Here is a 24,136-nt window from a genome sequence, read left to right as displayed (position 1 = left end):
AGGCCCTTGCCATGACTCCTTCGCCGTCCCGGTCCGGTGCCCCACTCGACGCCCGGCTGGCCTCCGCGCTGGCCGAGATCCCGGTCATCGCGTCGGTCGTCACCACCCAGCCGCTGCGGCAGTTCCTGACCGCACCGGCCAAGGTGTGCATCGTCGCGTCGCTCACAGTGGGGCAGCTGCCCCAGGTCGTGCCGACGCTGGTCCGGGCGGGGAAGACCGTGTTCGTGAACGTGGACAGCAGCCCCGGTCTGGCCCAGGACCGGGGCGCGCTGGAGTTCATCAAGAGCATGGGCGCGCACGGCGTGGTCAGCACCCGGCTCTCGCTGATCGAGAAGGGCCGGCCGCTCGGTCTGCTGACGATGATGAAGGTGTTCGTCACCGATCGGTCCAATCTGCGCCGCTCCACGGACGCGGTCTCGCGCGGCGCGCCCGACCTGGTCGAGATCATGCCCGCCCCGATCGTCGCCCGGATGAGCGGGCAGGCACAGCGCGCGATGTCCCCGTCGGTCGCCGCGGGCTTCGTGGAGACCCCCGCGGACGTGGCGCTCGCGCTGGCCCTCGGGTCCGTTGCCGCCGCCACGTCCGACCCCCGCCTCTGGCACCTGCGCCGGGACCAGCTGCCGCCGGTTCCGCCCACCGCACGCAAGCGACCTGCCGCACCCTCCCAGGAGTAGGCCCACTGCCGCGACGTCAGCCGACGGAGAGACCCAGGTCCGTCACGTACCAGCGACCCGCCACGACGCCGGCCTCGATCCTGACACCGACCTGGTCCTCCTTCACTCCGGTGGAGTGCGACACGACGATGGCCTCCAAAGTCTGACCATCCACGGTGATCTGCTCACCGTCGACTGTCGCCTTCTTGTCCGTGACCGGGACCTCGGCCACCTTCACCGTCGGGGGACTCTTCGGCTGGTCAGGCGTGAACGAGGTGTGCATGCGGTGAATTTGATCCGCCATCTGTTGCGCCTCCGGCCCATCGCCTCCGCACATCGCCTCAGTGCCGGGCTTCGCGGGAGACCCGCCGGTGGCCGGTGTCGCCATGGCCAGGCAGGCCTCCTTGGGACGGTCCTCGACGACCGCCGTCACCCACGTGGCCACCACCCCTTGCGCCGTGGACTGATCACCGGACTGTCCCTTCGGGGACGGAGTGGCCCTGACGGTCGAGGTCGAACCCTTCGTCTCCTTCACGTCCTTCGTGTCTTCCGCCTTCGTCGAGTCCGCCGAACACCCCGTGAGGACTGGCCCCGCGGCCATCACACATATGCTGACGATCCAGCCGACGGCGTTCTTCTTCGCCCTGGTCATTCCCATTTGCTCACGCTTCCTCAATGGTTCCTCATGGTCCGGCGGCCCCGGAATGAATTGCGCGCGTTCCCCAGGTGGGGAGGCCAGCCTCCCGGTACTCCCGCCAGGAGAGTGGTCGTTTCGCGTTATGTCTGGGCGATTTCCATGTCCATGAGTGGGGCGTACTGCCGACCAGCGCTCCTATTGCTACATGCTATAGCATGATGGGGATGTGGAGTGTCTGCCGCTCGGGGATCAGCCGCCGGACAACTGGCCGAGGGCGGCGCGGTGATGCCGCGCGGCAAGCTCCTCGGCACGGCCCTCATCCCGTTCAAGGAGAGCGTCCAGCAACTCGCGATGCTCGTGATAGCGGGCGCGGAACGCCTCGGCACGCTCGCGCGCGAGCCTCATCGTCAGGTCAAGCCGCTCCTCGTCGCTGAAGGCGCGGGCCTGATCCAGCAGGCCCTCCAGGACAGGGTTGCCCGCGGACGCCTCCACCTGGCGGTGAAACAGGCGCAGCTCATGGAAGACGGCCGCGAGCCCTTCGGTCACATCGGCTTCCACGCCCTGCCCGGCGACGGCCTTCTCGATCCCGGCGACGATCTGGTCGGTCTGGGCGAGCAGTGAGACCAGGCCGGTGAGCTGCTCCGCGGTGGCGTTGCGGGCCGCGAGGCGCGCCATGAGCGCGGACAGGCGGACCTCGGCCTCCACGATCTCGGAGCGGGCCGCCGAGGAGTGGTCGGCGATCCGCAGGGCGCGCGGCCCCGCCCTTTCGACGACCTTCTCGTGCACCAGCTGCCGCAGCGCCTCCCGGACCGGGGTCGGGCTGACGCCGAGGCGGGCGGCCAGATCGCGTTCGGTGATCTTCTCACCCGGCCGCAGGACACCCCCACGGATCGCGTCCCGAAGCCGACGGTACGCCTGGTCGGCCAGCGACGTGGTCTCCACGGAACCCAGGGCGTCAGCGCTCATACCGACGAGCCTATTTCTGCTATAGCAAACAGTCAATGTGTCCAAGCTTCTGCCGCAACGGCGGGCGGCAGCCCAACTCCCTCGGGGTCGCCGTGCGTTTCGGGCCCCGCAACGCGCATGAGCCCGGGAAGCGGGCTTACGGTGGAAGGGTCATCGCGCGGATGTCCGCCATAGGCCGATGAGCTGATTGAACGGATCGAAGCAATGGCCGAAGCGACCAAGACAGCCCCTCGTACCAGCGCATCCTCCCGGAAACAGGCATCGGCTCCGGCCGCGAGGAGACGATCCCCCGGCCCCCGCGCCGCGGCCGAGGACGTGTGCGCGCGACATTCGGTGACCGTCCAGTTCGATGGGCGGCGGGTGGAGCTGCCATCGGCGGACCAGCTCTGCTTCCTCGCCGGACTCGGCGTCATCGCCGCCGTCGGGATCATCGAATGGCCGGTGGCGGCGGCCATAGCGGTCGGACACGGGCTGGCCCACAGTCAGCACGGCAAGGCCCTGCGCGAGTTCGGAGAGGCCCTGGAAGAGGCATGACACAGCAGACACCGAACACGCCGGACACGCCGAACACACCGGACTACCCCGCGATGATCGTTCCGGTCGGGCATGTGGAGCCCGTACCGCGCCGCATCCGTGGCTTCGTGGCCGGACGCCCCGTCTTCGACACCGTGCGGGCGCGCTATGTGTGGCTCTGGCCGGGCTATCCGCAGTACTGCGTGCCCCGCGACGACATCGCCGAGGGGGCGCTCGTCGACGAGGGCCGGAGCATGGCGCTGAAGGTCGGCGGAGCGCACCGCCGGACCCTCCAGGTGGGCTCGCTCACCCGGCCGGGCGCGGCCTGGGAGTGGGGCGAGGACGCACCCTCCGGCATCATCGGCCATGTCAGCTTCCGGTGGGAGGCCATCGACGCCTGGTTCGAGGAGGACGAGCAGGTGTTCGTGCACCCCAGGAGCCCGTACACCCGCGTCGACGCGCTCCGGTCGGGCCGTGCCGTGCGCGTCGAGCTGGACGGCGCCGTGATCGCCGACGCCCCGAGCTCGGTGATGGTGCTGGAGACGGGGCTCCCGACGCGCTACTACCTGGACCGGGTGTATCTGGACTGGACGCGCATGGAGCCCACCGAGACCGTCACCAGCTGTCCGTACAAGGGCATGACGAGCGGCTACTGGTCCGTCCGGACCGACACCGCCACCCACCCGGACCTCGCCTGGACCTATGACTTCCCGACCCGCCAGGTGTCCCCCATCGCGGGGCTGGTCGCCTTCTACAACGAGAAGGTCGACCTCTACCTGGACGGCCGGCCCCTTCCCCGGCCCGCCCCGGTCTCCAGGGCGAACTGGGAGAAGGAGCGGCGTGAACATGATGAACCACGGCGGCACCCCGGCCGGCCGACCGCGTACTGACCGCCGCGGGCCCCACCGGTCGCCGTCGCCTAGGGTCGGAGCATGTTGCTCGAACATCGTGGCAAGCGGCCCGTGGTTCCCGAATCGGCGTATGTCGCCCCCACCGCCGTCCTGTGCGGTGCCGTCGTCCTCGGCGAGCGGGCGCGGGTGCTGCACGGCGCCGTGCTCACCGCCGAGGACGGTGAGGTACGCACCGGGGCGGATGTGGTGGTGATGGAGAACGCGCTGGTCCGCGGGCGGGCCGGGCATCCGGTGACGCTGGGCGACGCGGTGCTGATCGGGCCGCACGCGCATGTGAACGGGGCGACGGTCGGGGACGAGGTCTTCGTGGCCACCGGCGCGTCGCTGTTTCCCGGGGCGGTCGCGGGGGCGGGCGCCGAGCTGCGGATCAACAGTGTGCTGCAGGTGAACTCGCGGCTGGCGCCCGGCACTGTGCTGCCCATCGGCTGGATCGCCGTCGGGGATCCGGCCCGGCTGTTCTCCCCCGATCAGCACGACGAGCTGTGGGAGGTGCAGCGCGCTCTCGGCTTTCCCGAAACCGTCTACGGTGTCGCGCGCGGCACCTCGATGCGCACGGTCATGTCCCGGCAGGCCGACTTCTACGGGGCCCACCGGGACGACCGCCTCCTCGGCTGAGTCCCGGGCACACGGTGTCCACCATGTGCTCGGGAAGCGTCATTTGACGCCGATGTGCGCTCCGGGGCCGAGCGGCAGATCCAGGCCGTAGAAGATGCCGAGGATCGCCAGCCACACCAGCAGGAACGGCACCACGAAGATGGCGAGCCGGGAGATGAGGGTCCCGAGGCGGGCCTCCGGTTCGTATTCGCGGACCATCGCCAGGACCAGGAGGAGATACGGGTTCATCGGGGTGATGGCGCCGGTGGCCGAGTCGCCGATGCGGAAGGCCGCCTGGCTGAGTGCCGGGCTCATGTCCATGAGCATGAAGGCCGGGATGAAGACCGGGCCGACCAGGGACCACAGGGCGGATCCGGAGAGGATCACCAGATTGAGGCAGGAGGCCAGCAGGACGAACGCGATGATCGCCCAGAAGCCGGTCACGCCGATGGAGTTGAACAGCGCGGCCGCCTTCACCGCCAGCAGCACCCCGAGGTTGGACCAGGTGAAGACCGCGATGACCTGGGCGGCGAAGAACATCATCACGATGTAGCCGGACATGTTCTTCACCGAGTCGGTCATGGCGGTGACCACGTCCTCGGTACCGGTGAGCTTCTTGACCGTGAAACCGTAGGTGAGCCCGGCGAGCAGGAAGGCGCCGAAGAGCACCGGGACGACACCGTTCAGCACCGGCGAGGGCACGAAGGCGCCGCCCTCCCCGCGCAGCGGGGCGCCCGGCGGCAGCCACAGCGCGAGGACCGCCGCCAGATACCCACCGACGACCGCGCAGGTGACCGCGAGCCCCTTGCGCTGCACCGGAGTGAGCGTCAGGTCCTCACCCGTGGCCTCGCCTTCGGCCGCCTGGTAGGTGCCCAGGCGTGGTTCGAGGACCCGGCTGATGAGGAATCCGCCGAGCAACCCCAGGACGACGCTGCTGGCGGCGGTGAAGAAGTAGTTGATGAGCACATGGATATGGAGGCCCTCGGCGGCCGGGAGCACCGAGGCCGCCTGCTGGGTGATGCCCACGTACAGGGCGTCCAGCGAGCCGATGGTGAACCCGGCGGCGTAGCCCGCGGTGACACAGGCGAAGCCGCCGATGAGGCCCGCCACGGGATGGCGTCCGGCGCTCTTGAAGACCAGGCCCGCCAGGGGTGGCAGCACGATGGCGCCGACATCGCTCATCATGTGCGCCTGGCTGGCGATGACCGCCACCGCGTACGGCAGCACGGCGCGCGGCACCCGGGCCAGCGTGGCCCGCATCGCGGTCTCCAGCAGACCGGTCTTCTCCGCGAGCCCGACCACCATCATCAGCACCAGCACGGCGCCGATCGGCGGGAAGGTGGCGAAGTTGGGGATCAGGTTCTCCAGCAGCCAGCGCAGCCCCTCACCGGTGAGCAGCCCGCCGATGGACTTGGTGTCATCGGTGCCGGGGACGGTTACGGAGACACCGGCGAGGGCGAGGACGGTGGAGAGGACGGCCAGCAGCACGAAGAGCCCGGCGAACAGGACGATGGGATTGGGCAGGGCGTTGCCGGCGCGTTCGATGAAGGAGAGGACACGGTCGAGCCGGCCACGCCGCTCCTTGTCAGGCGAGGTGCCCCCGGGGGCGGGGAGCCCGGTCACCGCGGGCATCAGGGCCGCCCTCCGGCCGGCGGGGCCGAGGGCAGGAGGCCCTTGGTGTCCTTGCGGACGTGTCCGTCCTGCACGACGCACACCACGTTGGCGGGATCGCCGAGCACACCGATGTCCGCGAGCGGATCGCCCTCGCAGACGACGAGGTCGGCGACGCGGCCGGGGGCCAGCGTGCCGAGCCGGTCGGCGACGCCGAGGAGTTCGGCGGCGGTCCTGGTGCCGGCCACGATGGCGTCCATGGGGTCCATGCCCAGGTCCACGAGGTAGGAGAGCTCCATCAGGTTCTGTCCGTGCGGACAGACGGCGGCGTCGGTGCCGAGCGCGATCCTGGCGCCCTGCTCGATGGCGCGGGAGATGTTCTCCTTGGTGATGCCGGACCAGCGCACCTTCTTCTCGTAGTGATAGTGCTCCATCGTGGCCTTGTTGATGCCCGCGTAGACGGTGGAGAGGGTCGGGACGACGAAGACGCCGCGCTCCCCCGCCATCTCCAGGGCCCGGTCGTCCAGCCCGTAGCCGTGCTCGATGCTGGTCACCCCGCCGCGGATGGCGTTGAGGATGCCCGCGTTGCCCTGGGCGTGGGCGGCCACCGGCTTGCCGCCGTGGCGCCGGCACTCGTCGACCACGGCGCGGATCTCCTCCTCCAGGAGCCCCTCGTCGTCCGGCTGATCATAGGGGCTGCCCATGCCACCGGTGGCGCAGATCTTGACCAGGTCGGCCCCCGCGCGCAGCACCTTGCGCACGGCCAGCCGCGCCTCGTCCTCGGTGTCGGCGAGCTCGGACATCTCACCGCCGCTGAGGTCGGTGCCGTCGGGCAGGCGCACATCGGCGTGGCCACCGGTGTGGCTGATGATCCGTACGGCGGTGTGCAGCCGGGGGCCCGTGATCCGCCCGGTCTCGACGGCGGTGCGGTACCCGGTGGACAGGCCGCCCAGGTCCCGGGCGGTGGTGATGCCCGCGTCAAGGGTCTGCCGCATGCGGGTGGCGGTGTCGAAGGTGACCAGGACCGGGTCGAGTTCACCGCGGCGGCCGGGCGGTGTGGCGTGGCCGTAGGCGAGGTGGGTGTGGCAGTCGAAGAAACCCGGCAGCACGGTGCGGCCGCCCGCGTCGATGACACGGCCGGTGAAGGCGTCGCCGGAGGACGGGGGCGCGGTTGCCGCCGGGCCCGCGTAGGTGATGGTTCCTTCGGCGTCGGCGATGACCACGGCGTCCGCGATCGGGGCCGCCCCGGTACCGTCGATCAACGTGGCGTTCTCCACGCGCAGAGCGGTCCTGGTGGTCTCGGACGTGGTGGGTTCCGTCATGAGCTCGATCTCACTCCTCGTTGAGAGAACTGGTGGGGAGGAGTGTCGATCCATCGTGTGTTTCGGGTGTTATCCTGCAGCATTCCATCGAGATTCACATGCGATACGCAGAAAAGCGCCGCCCATGCACACGCAGGATTTCGCCGCGCATGACCTGGACGAGCTGGATCGCGGCCTCATACACGCATTGCAGATCCACCCCAGGGCCCCATGGACTCTCGTCGGTGATGTCCTCGGGGTGAACCCGGTGACGGCCGCGCGACGCTGGCACCGGCTCCAGGAGGCGGGGCTGGCCTGGGTGACCGCCTACCCCCGGCTGTCGGACTCCCGGATCGTGGTGACCGGCATCGTCGAGGTGGACGCCGAGCCCGGGGTCGGGGAGGACGTGGCCGAGGCCCTGGCGGCCGACCCCTCGGTGGCGAACGTCAAGGTCACGGCGGGAAGCCGGGATCTGGTGATCGCGCTGCAGGCTTCCGACCTGGGTGAGCTCTCCCAGCTCAGCACCCTCCTCTTCCGGGGCGCGCCGGGGGTGCGGGCGACCCGTACCCATGTGACGACGGCCCTGCCCTTCGAGGGCAGCCGGTGGCGGCTGCGCGCCCTGGACGCCACGCAGTGTGCCCGGCTCCAGGAGGCGCTCCCGCCGACCGAACCGCTCCCGTCGGGGACGACCGGCTGGGACCCCCTGGATGTCCGGCTTCTGGAACTGTTGAGCGTCGACGGCCGCATGGCGATCAGCGACCTGGCGGAGCACGCCGACGCGCCCCTGACCACGGTCCGCCGAAGGCTGCGGACGCTGCTCTGTTCACGGGTGTCACTGCGCTGCGACCTCGCCCGGCCGCTGTCCGGGTGGCCGCTGTCCGCGGTGTACTTCGCGTCCGTACCGGCCGAGCGCCTGGAGGAGACCAGCCGGGCGCTGGCCGGGGTGCGGGAGGTGCGGTCGTGTGCGATCACGGCGGGCCCGCACAACCTCGTGATCGACGTCTGGCTGCGCGCGTCCGGCGATGTGCACGCCTTCGAGGCGCATCTGTCGAGGCGGCTGCCGCGGCTGACCATCGAGGACCGCTCGGTGGTGCTGCGCACCGTCAAGCACATGGGCCGGTTGCTGGACCGCGACGGTCACAGCGTGGGCATCGTCCCGCTGCGCCCCTTCGCCGCCCCCGCTGCCGGGAGTGCCACCGCCACCTGAGGCGCGGGCGCGCGGCCCGGCGCCGCGGCCACCTCGCCGGAGACGGCCGAGGGGGCGCACCGGACGTGAAGGCGCTGTCCGGTGTTCGCGTGGGTGCCATCTGCCGGTACCCGCCGCCGGACACGCTGGGGCGCCATGGCACCTGTGCGCGCGACAGTCCAAGCCGTTCCGCTGGTGGCTACGGCCATCGTCATGCTCGACGCGGCCACCGACTTCTTCCCGGACGCCCCGCTGGTCGGCGTCATCACACCGGTGCGCCTCGCCGTGCCGGCGGGGCTGGTCGCGACGGCGGTGACGGCCCCGCGACTCGCCACGTTCCGCACCCGGCTCGACCTCGCCATCGCGCTGCTCCTGCTCAGTGCCATCGCCACCACCTACGCCGGCGGCCACCCCGACGCGCCGCTGCGCGCCCTGATGACCGCTCTCGCCACCTTCTATCTGCTGGTCGGGGTGCGGCGGTCGCAGCCCGAATCGTGGCGCGCGGTGGCGCTGCTCGCGCTGGTCTGCGTGGCGGCCGCGGCCACTTCGGCGTTCGCCCAGGTGACCAATGAGGTGCCGACCGGCTTCTGCCGCACCGGGCTCTTCACCGACGTCGACTGCGACAGCGGCGGGGCCGGTGCGATGATCCGCGCCACGGGCACCTTCGCCAACCCCAACCTGCTCGCCGCGTTCCTGGTGCTGCTCACCCCGGTCGCCCTGCTCACGGCGGTGACGGTGGCCGAGCGCACGGCCCGGGTCGCCGTCGTGGCCGTGGGCCTCCTCGCTTACGGCGCGGTGCTGACCATCTTCTCCCGGGCTGGCTGCGTCGCGGCCGCGGCGGGTCTGCTGGTGCTCGGTGGCGCGTACTGGCTCGCCCCCCGCCTCGGCCGGTGGGGGGTGCGGACGCTGACGACCGTGGGGTCGGCCGGGCTGGCGGCGGTGACGGTGGCGCTGTGGGTGGTGTCGCGGGCCGGTGACGCGCTCGGGGTCCGGGGCCAGGCCTGGAAGGCGGCCGTGGACCTGGCCGTGGACCATCCGCTCGGGGTCGGTCTTGGGCGGGCCGGCGACGCCGTCTCCGCCGCCGTGCCCGGCGGCAGGACGTTCGTCCACGCGCACAACATGTGGCTGAACTGGCTGGCCGAAGCGAGCGTGGCCGGTCTGCTCGGCATCCTGCTGGTGACCGTGATCGCCATCGCCTCGGCGGTCCGCGCCGCCCGGGAGAAGTCCGTGGCCGGTGTCGTCGGGCTGGCCGCCCTGACGGGGTTCTTCCTGGCGGCCACGGTGGACCATCCGGCCAATCTGGACCGGATCGCCATGCTCTTCTGGCTGGTCCTCGGCCTCGTCATGGCCGAGGTCCCGGGCGGGTGGCGGGAGTCCGGGACGCCCGCGCGGGCCACCGGCCGGTCGGGCCGCCGCGCGCGGCGCTAAGCGCTCCGCTGGATGTGCCGCCATGCGTCGTCGACCGTCCGCGGCGTCGTCGTGGCTGGTCGCGCAGTTCCTCGCGCCCCTTCGGGGCGCTGCCGACGCTCTATCACGTACGGGGTCCGGACAGCGGACCGTATCCCTGGTCCCGCCCGTCGGCGGCTACGAGAGTGGGCGGGCGGTTCGCGTCAACCGGAAGGCGGGGCACAGCCATGGCGGACACGGTGCGGCGGGGCTACTCGCCCAGCCCCTTCGGGCAGTTGCACTACGCGGAATGCGGGTCCGGCGAGCCGGTGCTGCTGCTGCATCAGACACCACGTTCCTGGACCGAGTACGCCGATGTGCTGCCCCTGGTGGGCCGGGCGCACCGGGCGATCGCCATGGACACCGTGGGGTTCGGCGCCTCGGCCAAGCCCGAGGGGCCGCACTCGATCGAGCGGTTCGCCGACGGGGTGGAGGCGCTGGCCGACGGGCTCGGACTGGACGCGTTCCATTTGGTGGGCCATCACACGGGCGGTGTGGTGGCCGTGGAGGTGGCCGCCCGGCTGGGCGACCGCGTCGGCAGTCTGCTGCTCTCGGCCACGGCCTTCGTGGACGAGGCCAAGCGCGCGGCGGCTCCCGCGCGCCCGCCGGTCGACCATGTCGACCCCGAGCCGGACGGCTCACATCTGGTGGAGGTGTGGAACCGGCGCCGCGCCTTCTACCGGGCGGGCGAGGAGGCCGCGCTGCACCGCTATGTGATCGACGCGCTGACCGTACTGGGCCGGGTGGAGGAGGGACACGAGGCGGTGTACCGGTACCGGATGGAGGAGCGGCTGGCGCACATCACCGCCCCGGTACTGGCCGTGTGCGCGCCGGAGGACCACTACTCGCTGCCCGCGCTGGAGAAGTTCGCGGCGGCGCTCGGCTGTGAGACCGCGGCTCTGTCCGGCGGCCACGTACCGGCGCCCGAGCAGCTGCCCGGGGAGTTCGCCGATGTCGTCACCGCGTGGGTGGACCGGCATCGGCGGTGACCCGGTCCCACGTCGTCTCGGTGACACCCCGCCTCCGCAGCGCCGCCTTGCGCACCTTGCCGGTCTCGGTGAGCGGCAGTTCGCCCAGGATGTCCACATAGCGGGGGACGGCGAACGGTGGCAGCTCGCGCTCGCAGTGGCGGATCACATCGGCGAGGTCCAGGGTGCCGCCCGCGCGGGGCACCACGGCGACCATCACCTCGTCCTCCGCCAACTCGGACGGCACGGGGAAGACGGCCGCGTCGGCCACCTCGGGATGGCCACGGACGACCGTCTCGACCTCGCACGAGGAGATGTTCTCCCCCCGGCGGCGGATCACGTCCTTGATGCGGTCCACGAACCGGAACCAGCCGTCGGGTTCGCGGACCACCCGGTCCCCCGTGTGCCGCCACGCGTCCACCGGCTCCGCCAACTCGCCCAGGTAGCCGGTGGCGAAGGCGTACGGCCGGTGGCTGCGCACGACCAGCTCCCCCGGGGTGCCGTCGGGGACGGGCGTGAGCAGTTCGTCCACGACGCGGGCGTCGAAACCCTCGCGCAGGGTGCCCATGTAGCCGGGCCGCTGCTCCTCGGGGGTCGTGCCGATGACCAGGTTGGTCTCGGTGGAGCCGAATCCGTCGATCAGTGTGACGCCGAACCGCTCGCGGAACGGCCCCCAGGCGTGGGCCGGTGTCGCCGGGGAGAGGCCGCGGACGGCCCGGTGCGCCCGGTCGTGCGGGCCCGGCGGCTGGGCCAGCAGCATCGGCACCATGGCGCCCAGCAGATAGACCACTGTCGCCCCGGCCCCGGCCGCCTCGGTCCAGTAGCGGGAGGCCGAGAAGCGGGGCGCCAGGGTGATCGACGCCCCTACGGTCATCGCCTGCGCCAGCGCGTTCAGCGCGTTGGTGTGGAACAGCGGGAGACAGGTGTGCAGGACGTCGTCCGCGGTGAGGTGCAGCGCCTCGGAGACGTTGCGCCCCCACCAGACGAACTGGGCGTGGGGGCAGCGCACCCCGCGCGACGTGCCGGTGGTCCCGGAGGTGAACAGGACGCACGCGGTGTCCTCCGGGCGGACGGGCGCCGCCGGGAAGGCCGGGCCGCCGCCCGGCCGGGGCGTGCCGTCCGCACCCGCGCGCCACAGCGTCCCCCGGTACCCAGCCGCCCGCACGCGCTCGGCCGTCTCGTCCTCCGCGAGCAGATGGGTGGCGCGGGCCTGGTCCAGGACGTGTCGCAGCCCGCCGCCGCGCAGTCCCGTGTTCAGGGGGACCAGCTCGGCGCCGAGCCAGGCGGCGCCGAGGAACAGGTCCACGAGTTCGATCCGGTTGCCCGTCATCGCCGCGATGCGCTCGCCCGGCCGGCAGCCCTGGACCGCGAGGGCCCCCGCCATGGTGGCGGCGGCCTCCCGCGTCTCGCGGTAGGTGCGGACCGTGGTCCCGATCCGCAGGAAGGGGCGGTCCCCGTGGTCCCGGGCCGCGGTCTGGAGCAGCCCGGGAATCGTCAGGGTGGTCACCGCAGCACCTCGCGCTCGCGCAGTGCGCGGATCCGCTCCGGTGACAGGCCCGCGACCTCGCGCAGCACATCGTCGGTGTCGGCGCCGAGCACGGGCGCCGCCTTACGGATGCCACCGGGTGTGCGGATGAGCCGGACGGGCGGCCCTTCGTGCAGGAAGGCCCCCGCCACCGGGTGTTCCGCGCGGACGTAGAAGCCCCTGGCCCGCAGCTGCGGATCGTGTTCCACGAGGTCGCGGCCGTCCCGCACCGGGCCCGCGGGTATGCCGTGCTCCTGGAGGAGTTCGGCGGCGGCGTCGGCCGGCAGGGTCCTGGCCCAGGTGGCGAGGGCGCCGTCCACCAGCTCGGTGTGGTGTGCGCGCCTCTCCGCCGTGCGGGTGCGTTCGTCGGTGGCGAGGTCGGGGCGGCCGATCACCGTGCACAGCCCGGCCCATTCGGTGTCGTCGCGGACGCTGACGGCCAGCCAGCTGTCGGCGCCCAGGCAGCGGTACACGCCCTGCGGACTCCACCGCGGATCGGTGTTCCCGGCGGGCTCGATGGGATGGAGCAGGCTGGTGCCCATATGGGAGGCGATCGCCTCGAGCTGGGACAGGTCGATGTGCTGTCCGCGCCCGGTCTCCTCCCGGTGTTCCAGGGCGGCGACGGTGGCGAGCGCGGCCTGCAGCCCCGCGACGATGTCGCCGTGGCCGTAGATCACCCCGACCACGTCGTCCGGGCCCCATCCGGTCAGGCCGGTGAGCCCCGAGCTGGCGGACACGGTGTCCGCGTACGACACCCAGCCGCTGCGCGGGCCGGTGTGCCCCATGCCGGACATGCTGATGTACACCAGCCGGGGGTTGATCTCGCGCAGGGTGTCGTAGCCCAGGCCGAGTTTGGTCATCACGGTGGCGCTGAAGTTCTCCACCAGGACGTCGCAGGAGGCGATGAGGTCGCGCAGTACGGCGATGCCGTCCTCGGTGCGGGTGTCGAGGGCCAGGCTGCGCTTGTTGCGGTTGACCTCGTTGAAGTAGCCGTTGGTGTTGGGATCGGTGTGCGGGCCGCGCGAGAGGTGCATGAAGGGCGCGAACCGGGTGGGGTCGGGACGGCCCAGGGACTCCACCTTGATGACATCGGCGCCGTGGTCGGCGAGCACCTTGGTGCAGTACGGCCCGGCGAGCACCCAGGTCAGATCCAGGACGCGGACGCCGTGCAGGGCGGGCCGCACGGGTTCCGCTGACGCCGCGGGTACCCGCGGGGCCGGGCGGTGCTCGTGCAGCAGCCGCTGGTCCGCGCCCCGTTCCGGGACGTCCAGCTCCTTGATCCGGTGGCCTTCGGGAAACGCGAAGGGGAACCCCAGGTCGGTGCGGTCCCCGGCGCGGAGGAAGAAGTCACGGGCGGCCAGCTGCGGGTTGCCGGGCAGCTCATGCGGCAGGTCGACCGCCGCCCACGGCAGCTTCCTGGACTGGGCGAGCTCGGCGAACTCGGCCTTCGGCCACCGGCCCGCGAACTCCTGCACCACCGCGAAGACATGGTCCTGGTGCTTCTTGCGCTCCACCGGATCCTGCCAGCGCGACTCGGCGAGGTCGGCCTCGGAGCCCTCCTCGCGCAGCCAGGCGAGCAGCGCGTCCCACATGCGGGGGCTGCCGCCGAGGCCACCGCCCAGATGGCCGTCGGCGGCCCGGAACAGCCCGTGCGGCACCAGCGGATGCACCCGGCCGGGGCGCGCGGGCACCCGGTCCTCGTGCAGATAGGCGAGGGCACCCGCCTCCAGGGCGGCGGCCACGCACGCCTGGGCGGACACGTCGGCGAGCTGGCCCGGCCCCGTGCGCCTGGCCCGCAGCCCGAGCAGCGCGGCGATCGCGGTGTGCACACCGGCGAGCTGCTCCGCCTGGTTCTCCGGAAGGCGCAGGGGCGGACCGTCCGGGTCGCCGACCTGCGCGAGCATGCCACCGAGCGCGGCGACCACCAGGTCGGTCCCCTGCCAGTGGCTTCGGGGGCCCACGGTCCCGAAGGGGGTGACGCGGACGTGGACGAGGTGGCCGAGTCCCGCGACGGCCTCCGGCGCGCCGTCCGGTGTCCCGTCGAGGAGGACATCGGCTCCCGCCACCAGGCGCCGCAGCTCCTCCGGGGACGCGGGGGTGACGGACCGCTTGCCCGCGTGCCAGTGGACGAAGGCGTCGCCGTTGAGTTCGCGCCGTGTCGGATCGCCCTCCTCGGGCTCGACCAGGACGACCTCGTGTCCGAGGCCGACCAGGAGCCGGCCCGCGAACCGGGTGAAGGGGCTGGGCAGTTCGACGACGCGTACGGCCGGGTTGCTCACTTGTCCTCCGCGGGATGCTCAGTCGTGCTGCTGGTTCAGGAAGCCGGTGACCGCCGTGTAGTAGGCGTGCGGCCGCTCCTCCTGGGGGTGGTGGGAGGCGTGGTGCATGATGTGCAGATTGCCCTTGGGGACCATGCGGGCGAGCATCAGCGGATAGTCCGGGGTGAGGAACGCGTCGTACATGCCCCAGAGGAACAGGGTGGGGGCCTGGATGGCGCCGAGCTCCGCGGTGAGGTCCTGCCAGTCGCCGCGCGGATTGTCGGAGGCGCCGGCGAGGGCGGTCTCCTCCGGGTCCAGGCTCTGCTCGTGGCGCAGGGTGACGGTGTCGTCGGGGATGGCGTCCGGGTCGTACCACTCCAGGCGGGCGATCAGCTCCCGCATCTTCTCCCAGGAGGGGCCGGTGCCGCCGTAGTACACATCGCGGGCGTTGCGGCCACGCCGCCCACCCTCCGGCAGCGGGGCCAGCGGGCCGTGGAAGACGGGCATGCTGCCGGTGATGGTCAGCGACCGGACCCGCTCTGGGTACTTCGCGGCCAGGTTCAGCGCGATGGTTCCGCCCCATGAGTTGCACACGAAGTCGGCGCGCTCGATGCCCAGGGTGTCGAGCAGGGCGACCGTCTTGGCGGCGTGGTAGTCCCACATCGGGCCTTCGATGACGGTCTTGGCGGACTTGCCGTACTGGAGGATGTCCACGAGGTAGCAGTGGCGGTCCTCGGCGAACAGCGGTGCCACCTGCCCGAAGTCGGACCAGCCCGTGCACCCGGGGCCGCCGCCGTGCAGGAAGACCGTCGGCCTGCCCGTCGTGCCCAGTTCGGTGTAGTGGTACGTGACGCCGTCCGCTTCCGCGTAGGCGCCCTCCGGCGGCTTCTGGATGGTCATGAGGTCCATGTCCCGATGGTGTGCGGCCGGTGATCTCCGCCCAAGCGGACCGGTCCGCTGAGCGGGCCGGTCCCGTGGTGAGGGCCTCCGGGCAGTGGCTAGCCTCCCGGCTCATCGAGTCCCCGATGATTCGCGTCCACAGAAAGGCAGCACATGTCCGCGTGGGAAGTGGCCGAGGAACGGGCCAGGGCGGTGATCGACCGCCCGGACCACCGGGATCTGGGGGTCGTACGGGCCGAGGACGCGGCGGAGTTCGCGCGCGCGGCCGGGGAGACCAGCCCACGGCTGACCGACCCCGGGCACCCCGGATTCACCGTCCATCCCCTGTACGTGGTGAGTCTGCTGCGGGGAGCGGGCGGCGCCGGCCCGTGCGAGTTCCGGCCGGACGGGATGTACCGCGACGAGGTCCCGGGCACCGACGGCCTGGACGTACGGCTCATGGCGGGCGGCCAGGAGGTCCGGTTCACCGGCGAGGTGCGGGCGGGCGACCGGATCGCGGTCCGCCGTGTCCTCACGGATGTCGAGCGCAAGGGCAGCGGTGCCCCGTTCCTGCTGCTGACCGTCGAGAAGACGTACTCGGCGGAGCGGGGCACGCTCGCCCGGGTGCGGGAGAGGTTCATCGTCCGATGAGGGTGCACACGGGACAGCCCGTACCGCCGGTGGAGTTCACCCCGGACGCCGTCACGCTGCTGCGGTTCGGGGCGGTCACCCGCAACGCCCATCGCATTCACTACGACACCGGGTTCGCGCGGTCCGAGGGGCTGGAAGGGCCGGTCGTCATGGCGCAGTTGCACGGCTGTCTGATGCACCGTGCCGCCATGGCGTTCGCGGGTCCGGGCGGACGGGTCCTGGAGGTCGAATGGCAGAACCGGGCACCGGCCCTGGCCGGGGAGCGGCTCGTGGTGAGCGGCACGGTCGGCGCCGTCGATCCGGCGACGGGGCGGGTCACCCTGGATCTGGTCGAGCACGGTGGGCGGGGCGACGTGGTGTGCTGCCGGGGCCGGGCCGTGGTCCTGATGGAGTGAACGGCCCCGGCCGGACACGGGACCGTTCAGCCGAGGTCGAGGACGACCTTGCCCACCGCCTCCCCGGACCGCAGACGTGCCACGGCCTCCGCCAGGCCGTCGATGCGATGGCGCTCGATGGGCAGGGTCAGCTCGCCGGAGGTGAGGTCGCCGAGCAGCCGCTGGGTGTCGGCGGCCACTTCCTTCCCCCGGGTCATGAGGTTCACGGGCAGCAGCGAGACATCGGCGAGGAGGAAGTCCGCGAGGTCCACGGTGAACTCACGGCCGGCGGTGTAGCCGACGAGAGCGACCCGGCCGCGGGGGCGCACCAGCGGCAGGGAGTCGCGCAGGACCGGCCCGCCCACGGTGTCGACGACGACGTCCACCGGGCCGCCGATCGCGTCGGCGGACAGATCGGAGGCGAGCAGTGCCTTGGCGGGGGCCGGGACGTGCGGCAGTTTGGCGGGGCGGCCCACCACGCCGATCACCTCGGCCCCGGCTCGGGCCGCGACCTGCACGGCGAGCGCCCCCACCGCACCGGCCGCCCCGGTCACCAGGACCCGCTCCCCGGGCCGGACGCCCGCCACGGTGTGCACCGAGGCCCACGCCGTGCCCGCCGGGGAGAAGTAGCTGCAGGCCAGAGCGGGGTCCGTGGACTCGGGCACGGCCTCCACCGCGGCGTCCGGGACCAGCGCGTGGGCCCCCCAGGTGCCGTCGCGGCGCAGTCCCAGGGCCTTGCCGCTGAGGCGGACGAGGCTCCCCTCGCGGTGGACGTCGGAGGCGATGACGATTCCGCTGCCCGCGGTGCCGGGCACCGCCGGCAGGTCGGGGAGGATACCGAACTTGCCGTCCACGACGTTCAGGTCGAGGTGGCTGACGGCGGCCGCCTTCACCCGCACCAGGGTGTGGCCGGGGCGTGGCTCGGGCACGGGCCGCTCGACGAGCCGCGGCAGGGTGCCGAACTCCTCCAGCACCAGGGACTGTGACGTCGGGTGGCTCACGTTTTCGCTCCGTATCCACGGGCTCACGGCCCGGTTCGGTGAGGGGGCGGACCCGGCGCACGCTAGACCGCGCCCCACGGTCCGCGCACCGGGCGGGGTCCGCTCAGCGGGACGCCCCGCCGTGGCCGTCGCTCCGGTGGCCCGCCGTCCGGTCGCCCGGCATCCGGTCGATCGGCATCCGGTGGCCCGACATCCGGTCGATCGCCGTTCGGTCGCCCCGCGGTCCGGCCGCCCCGCCGCCCGCCGGGAAGGGCGCGGTCTGCTCAGCGGACCGGATCTCTTGGGCGGATCCGCGCCGGGCCGGATGCTCGGGTCCACCGTTCACCCGGTATCAGGAGGACACGCACGATGACGGTCGAGGACTCACCCGACACGGCCACCCCCGTCCGGAGCCGCCGCGGAAAACCGGCCGAGCCCGGCCGCCAGGACTGGTCGTCCTGGCCCCACTACGACGGTGCGGCCGCGGGCTTCCGCGGCTACTGGTACCCGGTCACCTGGTCCAGCCAGATCACCGGCAAGCCGATGCCGTTCACCATCTGCGGCGAGCGGATCGCGCTGATCCGCGACGGCGGCACCGCGTACGCCCTGCACAACCGGTGCCCGCACCGCGGTGTGCCGCTTTCGGAGGGCGATCAGCAGTTTCCGGGCACGGTCAGCTGCCCGTACCACGGCTGGACCTTCGACCTGCCCACCGGGCGGCTGTCCGCGGTCATCACCGACGGCCCCGGATGCCGGCTGACCGGGAAGCTGGGTGTGCGCACCTATCCGGTCGAGGAGCGCCTCGGCATGGTGTGGGTGTACATCCCGATCGCCGACGAGGAGCCGCATCCGATCGACTCCCAGCTTCCGGAGGAGCTGGTCGGCAACGCGTTCGTGATGGGCGGACGGATCGAGCCGCGCGGTGGCAACTGGCGGTTCGCCTGCGAGAACGGCTTCGACGAGGGCCACGCCAAGTATCTGCACCGCACGGCCCTGTGGCGGCTGTTCAAGCCCATGCCGACCTGGAACATCACCCGGATCGTGCCGCGTGGCCGCTGGATCTTCCGGGTCCAGGACGAGGTCCACTGGGAGGCCGAGTACCCCGGCGTGGGCCGCTGGACCAACAAGCGCTGGTGGAAGATGCAGCCGCCCAAGGAGACCTTCAACATCGGCAACACCGGCAAGGCCGACAGTGTCGACCCGACGATCGAGGCCCAGGAGTTCCCCGGCTTCGCGTCCCTGTCGATGCCGGGCGTGCTGCGCATCGCCTACCCCAAGTTCATCCACTACGAGTTCTACGTCCCGGTGGACGAGAACAACCACCGCTACGTCGGGGTGATGGTCAACTTCACCGAGGGCTGGGACACCCTGCGCTTCTACGCCAAGTACCTCGGGGCGATCCGCTGGCTGTTCCACGGTCAGTTCTCCGGCCAGGACGCGTGGATGGTCGATGTCACCGACGCGCCGCCGGAGAAGCTCTACCGCCCCGACGTCTCGCTCACCGCCTGGCGGAACCTCAGCGAGGAGGAGTACGGCAAGAAGCTGGCCGCGGTCGGCGGCGCATCGGCATCCGCATCCGCATCCGCATCCGCATCCGCAGAGAAGGCATGACATGTTCCGTACCCTGTTCACCCTGTTGCTGGGCGCGGCGATCGCCGTCGGGATCCCGCTGGCCACGAAGCGCGTCGCGCGGACCACGATGACCCAGGTCCACAGGATCAACCAATGAGCGCCGACGGCCTGGCGGGCCTGGACGAGCGGCGGCGCGCCTGGGCGCTCGACGCCGCCCGCCACATCAGCGCCGGCCGGCTCCGCGAACTGATCACGGGTCTGGTGGACATTCCCAGCCCCACCGGTGACGAGGGCCCGCTGGCCACCCATATCGCCGACACTCTGCGGGCCACCGGCTGCCACGCGGCCGCCCAGCCCCTCGACGACCGGCAGGCCAACGCCTGGGGCCGGCTGACCGGTGACGGCACCGGCCCCGACCTCATGCTCTACGCCCCCATCGACACCCTGACCGTGGGCGAGGAGAGCGAGGACGTGCCGTGGATCGGCCCGGAGCTGCGCGAGGACATGCGGCCCGCGGCCACCGTCTACGGCGACCTGGTGACCGGGCTCGGCGCCTCCAACCCCAAGGGCCACGCGGCATGCGTGATGATGGCCGTCGAGGCGATCTCCCGGGCCGGTGTCCCGCTCACCGGTGATCTGGTGGCGGCCTTCGGCGCGGGCGGGATGCCCACCAACGCCCGGCCCGTGGGGACGCGTCACAACACCGGCCAGGGCGCCGGGTGTTCGTTCCTGCTGGAGCAGGGCGTATGGACCGACTACGCGGTCATCGCCAAGCCCGGCTGGACCGTCTCGTGGGACGAGGTCGGGCTGGTCTGGTTCGAGGTGACGGTCGGCGGCATCCACACCTACGCGGGCTCCCGCCACCGGCTCCCGTACGACAACGCCATCGCCCGCGCCGGGGAGGTGGCCGCGTATCTGGAGAAGTGGTTCGAGGAGTACGCCGAGCGGCACACCTCGGGCACCGTGGCGCCGCAGGGCATCGTCTCCTCGATCCGTGGCGGCTGGCCGCGCATGGCGGCGGTCACCCCCGCCGTGTGCACCTTGATGGTGGACCTGCGGATCAGCCCGGACATCACACCGATGCGGGCCAAGCGGGAGTTCATGGACGCGCTGGCCGCCCTGCGGGCCGCCTCGCCCGGTCTCGACGTCCGGGCGGAGATGGTGCTGGCCATCCCCGGCACCCGCACACCGCGCGGGTCGTGGATCCAGCGCAGTGCCACGGCCGCCTGGGAGGCCCTGGAGGGGCGTGCGCACGAGGTGATCGCCGGGAACAGCGGTGCCACCGACGCCAACATCCTGCGCGGCCGCGGCATCCCCACGGTGCGGATCGGCATGCCCAAGGTGGCGGAGGCGCCCTTCGAGATCGACTTCGCCCGCGGCATGAACACGGTGTCGCTCCGGGCCATGGAGCGGCTCACGCGCCATCTGATCCGCACGGCCGTGGACACCGTCACCCGGACCCGCGCCGAGGTGGCCGGGGCCGAGGAAGGAGCAGTGGCATGACGGAGATCGTGCTGGGGGTCGGGGCGTCGCACAGCACGCTGATGAACACCCACTGGGAGGAGACGCACCACAAGGACCGCGCCGAGCGGTTCCGGGACGCGCTCGGCGAGGCGCGCGACGCGCTGGCCGCGGCCCGCCCCGACACGGTGGTCCTGATCGGCTCCAACCACTTCCGGGGATTCTGGCTCGACCTGATCCCCAGCTTCACCATCGGGGTGGACGAGTGCCTCGCCAGCGGCGAGTCCGGCACCCCGAAGGGCCCGCAGCCGGTGGACCGGGAGCTGGCCCTTTACCTGGCCAACGCGCTGGTGGAGCGGTCGGGGTTCGACGTGGCGTTCTCCGCCCGGATGCAGATCGACCACGGCCAGTCGCACGCCGTCCAGTATCTGCTCGACGGGCTCGACGTCGACCTCGTACCGCTCGTGGTGAACGTCTTCGCGCCCCCGCTGCCCACCCTCGACCGCTGCGAGCGGCTGGGCCGGGCGATCCGCGAGGCGGTCCTGGCGTTCCCCGGCGACCGCCGGGTGGCGGTCATCGGCTCCGGCGGGCTGTCCCACCGGCTGCCCTGGCCGGACTGGCGCGACCCGCGGGGCGAGGACGAGGAATTCATGGTCGGCGCCTGGAGAGACGGCCGGGAGAACTGGCAGGACTACGACGCCCGGCGGCGCGAGATCATCCGGGCCGCCGAGGCGGCGCTCAACCCGGAGTTCGACGAGGAGTTCCTGTCCTGGCTGGAACGCGGACAGGCCCATCGCCTCACCGAGTACACCACCGCGGAACTGGAGAAGGTGGCCGGCAACGGCGCACAGGAGCTGCGCACCTGGCTGCTGATGGCCGCGGTGCTCGACCACGCCCCGGGGCGGCGGCTGTCCTACGAGCCGATGCCCGAGTGGCTCACCGGCATGGGGGTCGCCGTGCTCGACCCCGCGCAGACACAGAACAGCGAAAGGCAGTCATGAGCATCTGGACCGAACTGTCGGGCATCGACTACCGGCACGCCTATGTGAAGACCGGCGACCTCACGACCCGCGCGCTGCAGGCCGGCCCGGAGGACGGCGAGCATGTGGTGTTCCTGCACGGCACCACCGGCCACTTGGAGGCGTTCGTACGGAACATCCCGGCGCACGCCGGGCGCTACCGCTGCCACTCCATCGACATGCTGGGCCACGGCTACACGGGCAAGCCCGACCGCCCCGGCGAGATCCCGGCGTATGTCGAGCACCTGATGGCCTATCTGGACGCGGTCGGCGCCGAGCGCGCCCATCTGGTCGGCGAGTCGCTGGGCGGCTGGGTGGCGTCGTGGGCCGCGAGCGAGCACCCGGACCGGGTCGCCTCCCTCCAGTTGCTGTGCATGGGCGGCACAAAGGTCAGTCCGGCGGTGATGGAGCGGCTGAAGAAGTCCACCCGCAGCGCCTCCCTGGAGGACGACATCTCCTTCACCCGGGACCGGTTGCGGCTGCTGTGGGCCGACTGGGACGAGGAGCTGGGCGAGGAGCTGACGCGGATCCGCTACGAGATCTACCACCACCCCGACTTCCAGCGGAACCTGCACAATCTGCTGGCGCTCCAGGAGACGGACACCCGCGAGCGCAATCTGCTGCGGCCCGACCGCATGGCCCGGATCAAGGCGCCGACGCTGGTGGTGTGGGGCAACAAGAACCCGTTCGGGGACGTCCCCGAGGCCGAGGCCATCGCCACCGCGATCCCCGGCGCCCGTCTGGAGATCTTCAACGAGTGCGGTCACTGGCCGCAGCACGAGAAGGCGGATCTGTACAACCCGCTCAGCCTGGAGTTCCTCGCCGCGTCCTCCACCACCTGATCGTGAGGTGCCTGCCATGACCGTCGTCCCCATCGACCACGCCACCAGAGCCTGTCCCGACTCGATGAACTCCGTCCTCGGCAAGGTCCGGTCCATCCTGGAGGCGTTCACGCCCGACGACGACTCGCTGTCGCTCGCCGATGTGGTGCGCCGTTCGGGCGTGGCGAAGGCGACCGTCCACCGGCTGTCCCAGGAGCTGGTCGCATGGGGGCTGCTGGAGCGGGCGGGCTGCAACTACCGGCTGGGGCTGCGGCTGTTCGAGATCGGGCAGCGGGTGCACCGGCAGCGGATCCTGCGGGAGGTGGCGCAGCCGTACATGGAGGATCTGCTGCTGGCCACGCGGGAGACCATCCACTTCGCCATCCACGACGGGCTGGACGTGGTGTACCTGGAGAAGATCCTGCCCCACCGGGGGCTGAGCGAGGAGTCCCGGGTGGCGGGGCGGCTTCCGCTGTACTGCACGGCCACCGGCAAGGCGATCCTCGCCCACTCCCCCGGCGCCCTGTTCGGCGAGGTGATCAAGAACGGCCTCAAGCCGTTCACCCGCCACACCATCACCTCGCCGGGCCGGCTGCGCGGCCAGCTGGACCGCGTCCGCGAGCAGGGCATCGCCACGGAGGCGGAGGAGGTGCGGCTCGGCTATATGAGCATGGCGGTACCGGTCTTCGGGCGGCAGAACGCCCTCGCCGGGGCACTGTCGATCACGGCGCCGACCTATCGCGTGGACGCGATCGCCCACGCCAGCGCGCTGCGTACGGCGGGTCTCGGCATCAGCCGCTCGCTGAGGTCCGCGCTGTGACGGCACCCGTCGTGTCCTCCCCCGCGCTGGAAGAGGTGCTGACACGGGCGCGGGAGCTGATCGGCCGGTGGCGGGACGAGGACTGCGGCACCCCGACGGTCAAGGACTTCTGCCGTTACGCGGCCGCCCTCAACGACGGCGGGTACATCCGCCGGGCCCGCGCCCTGGAGGCGGACGGCCGGCCCGTCGAGGCGCCCGCCCTGTTCCTCGCGGCCACCATGAGCTGGGAGGACGGCCCGCCGGAGGACGAGCTGCGGCCGGACGGCCTGGCGCGGCGGGAGTCGCCGTGCACCGAGGGCCTCCCGGTGCGCCAGGTGCACGGCGGCCAGTCGGTGCGCCTGGTCCGGCCCCCGGTGGCCGGGACGCGGATCACGGCGGCCCGTGCGGTCGTCTCCGCGCGGCACAAGCGCGGGCGGTCGGGTGAGTTCGTCCTGCTGGGCGTCCGCACCCGGTTCCTGTCCCCGGACGGGAACGAGCTGGCGGCCGTGGACGAGACGATCGTGGTGCTCGACGCCACCGGAGGTGACCGATGACGGCGTCCGCTGTCGGGGCGGAGTGTCCACCGCGCCGGTACGCCCACACCAGTGTGCAGCTGTTCCGCTTCAGCGCCGTATCGTGGAACGCCCACCGGATCCATTACGACGCCGCGTACGCGGCCACGGAGGGGTTTCCCGACGCCGTCGTGCAGTCCACGCTGCACGGCGAGATGCTCAGCCGGTACGCCCTGGAGTGGGCCGGGCCGGGCGCCCGGCTGGAGTCGGTGGCATGGCGCAACGTCGCCACGGCGGTGGCCGGGGAGCGGCTGACCTGGGCCGCGACGGTGTCGTCTGTCGAGGGCGCCCGGTTCCGGCTCGACGCGCGCATCCTCAAGGCCGACGGCTCGGAGTGCGTCACGGGGACGGTGGAGGTGACGCGCGCGGGGTGACGGCCCGGCGCGTCCGGGCGCGGGAGCGGTGGCACTCAGGGCTGCGGGGGGCCTTGGGTTCCACC

The 24,136-nt window shown here is 72.0% G+C and carries 25 protein-coding genes; 16 read left to right on the top strand and 9 right to left on the bottom strand.

The annotated features are described in order from the left end of the window. Positions 1-11: 11 nt before the first annotated feature. Positions 12-674 carry a glycerol-3-phosphate responsive antiterminator gene (locus J2Z30_RS36630; RefSeq protein ID WP_044567323.1) on the top strand — a complete coding sequence of 221 codons (663 nt, stop codon included), beginning with the start codon at positions 12-14 and terminating at the stop codon, positions 672-674. A 16-nt stretch (positions 675-690) separates the two neighbouring features. On the opposite strand, the gene J2Z30_RS36625 is transcribed toward J2Z30_RS36630, so the two are convergent. Both J2Z30_RS36625 and J2Z30_RS36620 read right to left on the bottom strand, forming a co-directional pair. After that, complete coding sequence (locus tag J2Z30_RS36625) at positions 691-1,086, bottom strand: hypothetical protein (RefSeq protein WP_209468994.1); 396 nt, start codon at positions 1,084-1,086, stop codon at positions 691-693. A gap of 453 nt (positions 1,087-1,539) precedes the next feature. After that, a complete protein-coding gene (locus J2Z30_RS36620; protein ID WP_044567327.1) occupies positions 1,540-2,256 on the bottom strand; it encodes a GntR family transcriptional regulator in 717 nt (238 codons plus the stop codon). Positions 2,257-2,616: 360 nt separating this feature from the next. Here J2Z30_RS36620 and J2Z30_RS36615 point away from each other — a divergent pair, with 360 nt between their 5' ends. From J2Z30_RS36615 to J2Z30_RS36605, 3 genes are read left to right on the top strand one after another with little or no spacing between them, the layout of a single operon-like run. Next, positions 2,617-2,790, top strand: a complete 174-nt coding sequence (locus J2Z30_RS36615; RefSeq protein WP_209468993.1) for a hypothetical protein — start codon at positions 2,617-2,619, stop codon at positions 2,788-2,790. Further along, positions 2,787-3,659, top strand: a complete 873-nt coding sequence (locus J2Z30_RS36610; protein WP_044567330.1) for a DUF427 domain-containing protein — start codon at positions 2,787-2,789, stop codon at positions 3,657-3,659. Before J2Z30_RS36615 ends, J2Z30_RS36610 begins: the two co-directional genes overlap by 4 nt. A gap of 42 nt (positions 3,660-3,701) precedes the next feature. Further along, complete coding sequence (locus J2Z30_RS36605; RefSeq protein ID WP_044567332.1) at positions 3,702-4,295, top strand: gamma carbonic anhydrase family protein; 594 nt, start codon at positions 3,702-3,704, stop codon at positions 4,293-4,295. Between the two features lie 39 nt (positions 4,296-4,334). On the opposite strand, the gene J2Z30_RS36600 is transcribed toward J2Z30_RS36605, so the two are convergent. Both J2Z30_RS36600 and J2Z30_RS36595 read right to left on the bottom strand, forming a co-directional pair. Next, positions 4,335-5,906 carry an AbgT family transporter gene (locus J2Z30_RS36600; RefSeq protein WP_044567334.1) on the bottom strand — a complete coding sequence of 524 codons (1,572 nt, stop codon included), beginning with the start codon at positions 5,904-5,906 and terminating at the stop codon, positions 4,335-4,337. Next, positions 5,906-7,207, bottom strand: coding sequence for a metal-dependent hydrolase family protein (locus tag J2Z30_RS36595; protein ID WP_044567336.1), 1,302 nt, complete (start codon positions 7,205-7,207; stop codon positions 5,906-5,908). The genes J2Z30_RS36600 and J2Z30_RS36595 overlap by 1 nt, the downstream gene beginning before the upstream one ends. Positions 7,208-7,331: 124 nt before the next feature. Between J2Z30_RS36595 and J2Z30_RS36590 the strand changes: the two genes are divergently transcribed. The 3 genes from J2Z30_RS36590 (at position 7,332) to J2Z30_RS36580 (ending at position 10,807) form a co-directional block, all read left to right on the top strand. Then, positions 7,332-8,393 (top strand): Lrp/AsnC family transcriptional regulator, encoded by a 1,062-nt coding sequence (locus J2Z30_RS36590; RefSeq protein ID WP_044567338.1) that lies wholly within the window; start codon positions 7,332-7,334, stop codon positions 8,391-8,393. Between the two features lie 135 nt (positions 8,394-8,528). Then, positions 8,529-9,800 carry an O-antigen ligase family protein gene (locus J2Z30_RS36585; protein ID WP_044567340.1) on the top strand — a complete coding sequence of 424 codons (1,272 nt, stop codon included), beginning with the start codon at positions 8,529-8,531 and terminating at the stop codon, positions 9,798-9,800. Between the two features lie 206 nt (positions 9,801-10,006). Then, complete coding sequence (locus tag J2Z30_RS36580; RefSeq protein ID WP_044567341.1) at positions 10,007-10,807, top strand: alpha/beta fold hydrolase; 801 nt, start codon at positions 10,007-10,009, stop codon at positions 10,805-10,807. Here the strand turns inward: J2Z30_RS36580 and J2Z30_RS36575 are convergent. Genes J2Z30_RS36575 through J2Z30_RS36565 form a run of 3 tightly spaced genes read right to left on the bottom strand, consistent with a single transcriptional unit; the run spans position 10,776 to position 15,478 of the window. Beyond that, positions 10,776-12,293, bottom strand: a complete 1,518-nt coding sequence (locus J2Z30_RS36575) for a crotonobetainyl-CoA--carnitine CoA-transferase (RefSeq protein ID WP_044567343.1) — start codon at positions 12,291-12,293, stop codon at positions 10,776-10,778. The two genes, J2Z30_RS36580 and J2Z30_RS36575, sit on opposite strands and share 32 nt — an antisense overlap. Beyond that, positions 12,290-14,590, bottom strand: a complete 2,301-nt coding sequence (locus J2Z30_RS36570; RefSeq protein WP_044567345.1) for a CaiB/BaiF CoA-transferase family protein — start codon at positions 14,588-14,590, stop codon at positions 12,290-12,292. Before J2Z30_RS36570 ends, J2Z30_RS36575 begins: the two co-directional genes overlap by 4 nt. A gap of 18 nt (positions 14,591-14,608) precedes the next feature. Then, a complete protein-coding gene (locus J2Z30_RS36565) occupies positions 14,609-15,478 on the bottom strand; it encodes an alpha/beta fold hydrolase (RefSeq protein WP_107073234.1) in 870 nt (289 codons plus the stop codon). A gap of 144 nt (positions 15,479-15,622) precedes the next feature. Between J2Z30_RS36565 and J2Z30_RS36560 the strand changes: the two genes are divergently transcribed. Further along, positions 15,623-16,099, top strand: a complete 477-nt coding sequence (locus tag J2Z30_RS36560) for an FAS1-like dehydratase domain-containing protein (RefSeq protein WP_044567347.1) — start codon at positions 15,623-15,625, stop codon at positions 16,097-16,099. After that, positions 16,096-16,494 (top strand): hotdog family protein, encoded by a 399-nt coding sequence (locus J2Z30_RS36555; RefSeq protein WP_044567349.1) that lies wholly within the window; start codon positions 16,096-16,098, stop codon positions 16,492-16,494. Before J2Z30_RS36560 ends, J2Z30_RS36555 begins: the two co-directional genes overlap by 4 nt. 26 nt (positions 16,495-16,520) lie before the next feature. Here J2Z30_RS36555 and J2Z30_RS36550 read toward each other — a convergent pair whose 3' ends face one another. After that, complete coding sequence (locus tag J2Z30_RS36550; protein WP_044567351.1) at positions 16,521-17,474, bottom strand: quinone oxidoreductase family protein; 954 nt, start codon at positions 17,472-17,474, stop codon at positions 16,521-16,523. A 103-nt stretch (positions 17,475-17,577) separates the two neighbouring features. After that, positions 17,578-17,799 carry a hypothetical protein gene (locus J2Z30_RS36545; RefSeq protein WP_044567353.1) on the bottom strand — a complete coding sequence of 74 codons (222 nt, stop codon included), beginning with the start codon at positions 17,797-17,799 and terminating at the stop codon, positions 17,578-17,580. 23 nt (positions 17,800-17,822) lie between these two features. On the opposite strand from J2Z30_RS36545, the gene J2Z30_RS36540 reads away from it, so the two are divergent. The 7 genes from J2Z30_RS36540 to J2Z30_RS36510 all read left to right on the top strand — a co-directional run bounded on the left by J2Z30_RS36540 (position 17,823) and on the right by J2Z30_RS36510 (position 24,071). Continuing rightward, positions 17,823-19,064, top strand: a complete 1,242-nt coding sequence (locus tag J2Z30_RS36540; RefSeq protein WP_044567355.1) for an aromatic ring-hydroxylating oxygenase subunit alpha — start codon at positions 17,823-17,825, stop codon at positions 19,062-19,064. 114 nt (positions 19,065-19,178) lie between these two features. Continuing rightward, on the top strand, positions 19,179-20,528 hold the full coding sequence (locus J2Z30_RS36535) for a M20 family metallopeptidase (protein WP_044567358.1): 1,350 nt from the start codon (positions 19,179-19,181) through the stop codon (positions 20,526-20,528). Continuing rightward, complete coding sequence (locus J2Z30_RS36530; protein WP_044567361.1) at positions 20,525-21,487, top strand: DODA-type extradiol aromatic ring-opening family dioxygenase; 963 nt, start codon at positions 20,525-20,527, stop codon at positions 21,485-21,487. The genes J2Z30_RS36535 and J2Z30_RS36530 overlap by 4 nt, the downstream gene beginning before the upstream one ends. Further along, positions 21,484-22,347, top strand: coding sequence for an alpha/beta fold hydrolase (locus tag J2Z30_RS36525; protein ID WP_044567362.1), 864 nt, complete (start codon positions 21,484-21,486; stop codon positions 22,345-22,347). The genes J2Z30_RS36530 and J2Z30_RS36525 overlap by 4 nt, the downstream gene beginning before the upstream one ends. 16 nt (positions 22,348-22,363) lie before the next feature. Then, positions 22,364-23,146, top strand: a complete 783-nt coding sequence (locus tag J2Z30_RS36520) for an IclR family transcriptional regulator (RefSeq protein ID WP_044567363.1) — start codon at positions 22,364-22,366, stop codon at positions 23,144-23,146. Then, positions 23,143-23,679, top strand: a complete 537-nt coding sequence (locus tag J2Z30_RS36515) for a MaoC family dehydratase N-terminal domain-containing protein (protein ID WP_044567364.1) — start codon at positions 23,143-23,145, stop codon at positions 23,677-23,679. Before J2Z30_RS36520 ends, J2Z30_RS36515 begins: the two co-directional genes overlap by 4 nt. Beyond that, entirely contained in the window at positions 23,676-24,071 is a 396-nt protein-coding gene (locus J2Z30_RS36510) for a hotdog family protein (protein WP_044567366.1), read from the top strand. Before J2Z30_RS36515 ends, J2Z30_RS36510 begins: the two co-directional genes overlap by 4 nt. The last annotated feature ends 65 nt before the right edge of the window (positions 24,072-24,136 follow it).

This window comes from Streptomyces iranensis (genome assembly GCF_017874715.1).
GTDB classification, from domain to species: domain Bacteria; phylum Actinomycetota; class Actinomycetes; order Streptomycetales; family Streptomycetaceae; genus Streptomyces; species Streptomyces iranensis.
This window is presented reverse-complemented; position numbering and strand designations above follow the sequence as displayed.

Excerpts from the sequence above, each read along its gene's own strand:
- J2Z30_RS36620 (WP_044567327.1), bottom strand. The coding sequence starts at position 2,256 with ATGAGCGCTGACGCCCTGGGTTCCGTGGAGACCACGTCGCTGGCCGAC.
- J2Z30_RS36585 (WP_044567340.1), top strand. The coding sequence starts at position 8,529 with ATGGCACCTGTGCGCGCGACAGTCCAAGCCGTTCCGCTGGTGGCTACG.
- J2Z30_RS36595 (WP_044567336.1), bottom strand. The coding sequence starts at position 7,207 with ATGACGGAACCCACCACGTCCGAGACCACCAGGACCGCTCTGCGCGTG.
- J2Z30_RS36510 (WP_044567366.1), top strand. The coding sequence starts at position 23,676 with ATGACGGCGTCCGCTGTCGGGGCGGAGTGTCCACCGCGCCGGTACGCC.
- J2Z30_RS36565 (WP_107073234.1), bottom strand. The coding sequence starts at position 15,478 with ATGGACCTCATGACCATCCAGAAGCCGCCGGAGGGCGCCTACGCGGAA.
- J2Z30_RS36555 (WP_044567349.1), top strand. The coding sequence starts at position 16,096 with ATGAGGGTGCACACGGGACAGCCCGTACCGCCGGTGGAGTTCACCCCG.
- J2Z30_RS36580 (WP_044567341.1), top strand. The coding sequence starts at position 10,007 with ATGGCGGACACGGTGCGGCGGGGCTACTCGCCCAGCCCCTTCGGGCAG.
- J2Z30_RS36540 (WP_044567355.1), top strand. The coding sequence starts at position 17,823 with ATGACGGTCGAGGACTCACCCGACACGGCCACCCCCGTCCGGAGCCGC.
- J2Z30_RS36525 (WP_044567362.1), top strand. The coding sequence starts at position 21,484 with ATGAGCATCTGGACCGAACTGTCGGGCATCGACTACCGGCACGCCTAT.
- J2Z30_RS36605 (WP_044567332.1), top strand. The coding sequence starts at position 3,702 with ATGTTGCTCGAACATCGTGGCAAGCGGCCCGTGGTTCCCGAATCGGCG.
- J2Z30_RS36590 (WP_044567338.1), top strand. The coding sequence starts at position 7,332 with ATGCACACGCAGGATTTCGCCGCGCATGACCTGGACGAGCTGGATCGC.
- J2Z30_RS36630 (WP_044567323.1), top strand. The coding sequence starts at position 12 with ATGACTCCTTCGCCGTCCCGGTCCGGTGCCCCACTCGACGCCCGGCTG.
- J2Z30_RS36600 (WP_044567334.1), bottom strand. The coding sequence starts at position 5,906 with ATGCCCGCGGTGACCGGGCTCCCCGCCCCCGGGGGCACCTCGCCTGAC.
- J2Z30_RS36535 (WP_044567358.1), top strand. The coding sequence starts at position 19,179 with ATGAGCGCCGACGGCCTGGCGGGCCTGGACGAGCGGCGGCGCGCCTGG.
- J2Z30_RS36610 (WP_044567330.1), top strand. The coding sequence starts at position 2,787 with ATGACACAGCAGACACCGAACACGCCGGACACGCCGAACACACCGGAC.
- J2Z30_RS36560 (WP_044567347.1), top strand. The coding sequence starts at position 15,623 with ATGTCCGCGTGGGAAGTGGCCGAGGAACGGGCCAGGGCGGTGATCGAC.
- J2Z30_RS36530 (WP_044567361.1), top strand. The coding sequence starts at position 20,525 with ATGACGGAGATCGTGCTGGGGGTCGGGGCGTCGCACAGCACGCTGATG.
- J2Z30_RS36520 (WP_044567363.1), top strand. The coding sequence starts at position 22,364 with ATGACCGTCGTCCCCATCGACCACGCCACCAGAGCCTGTCCCGACTCG.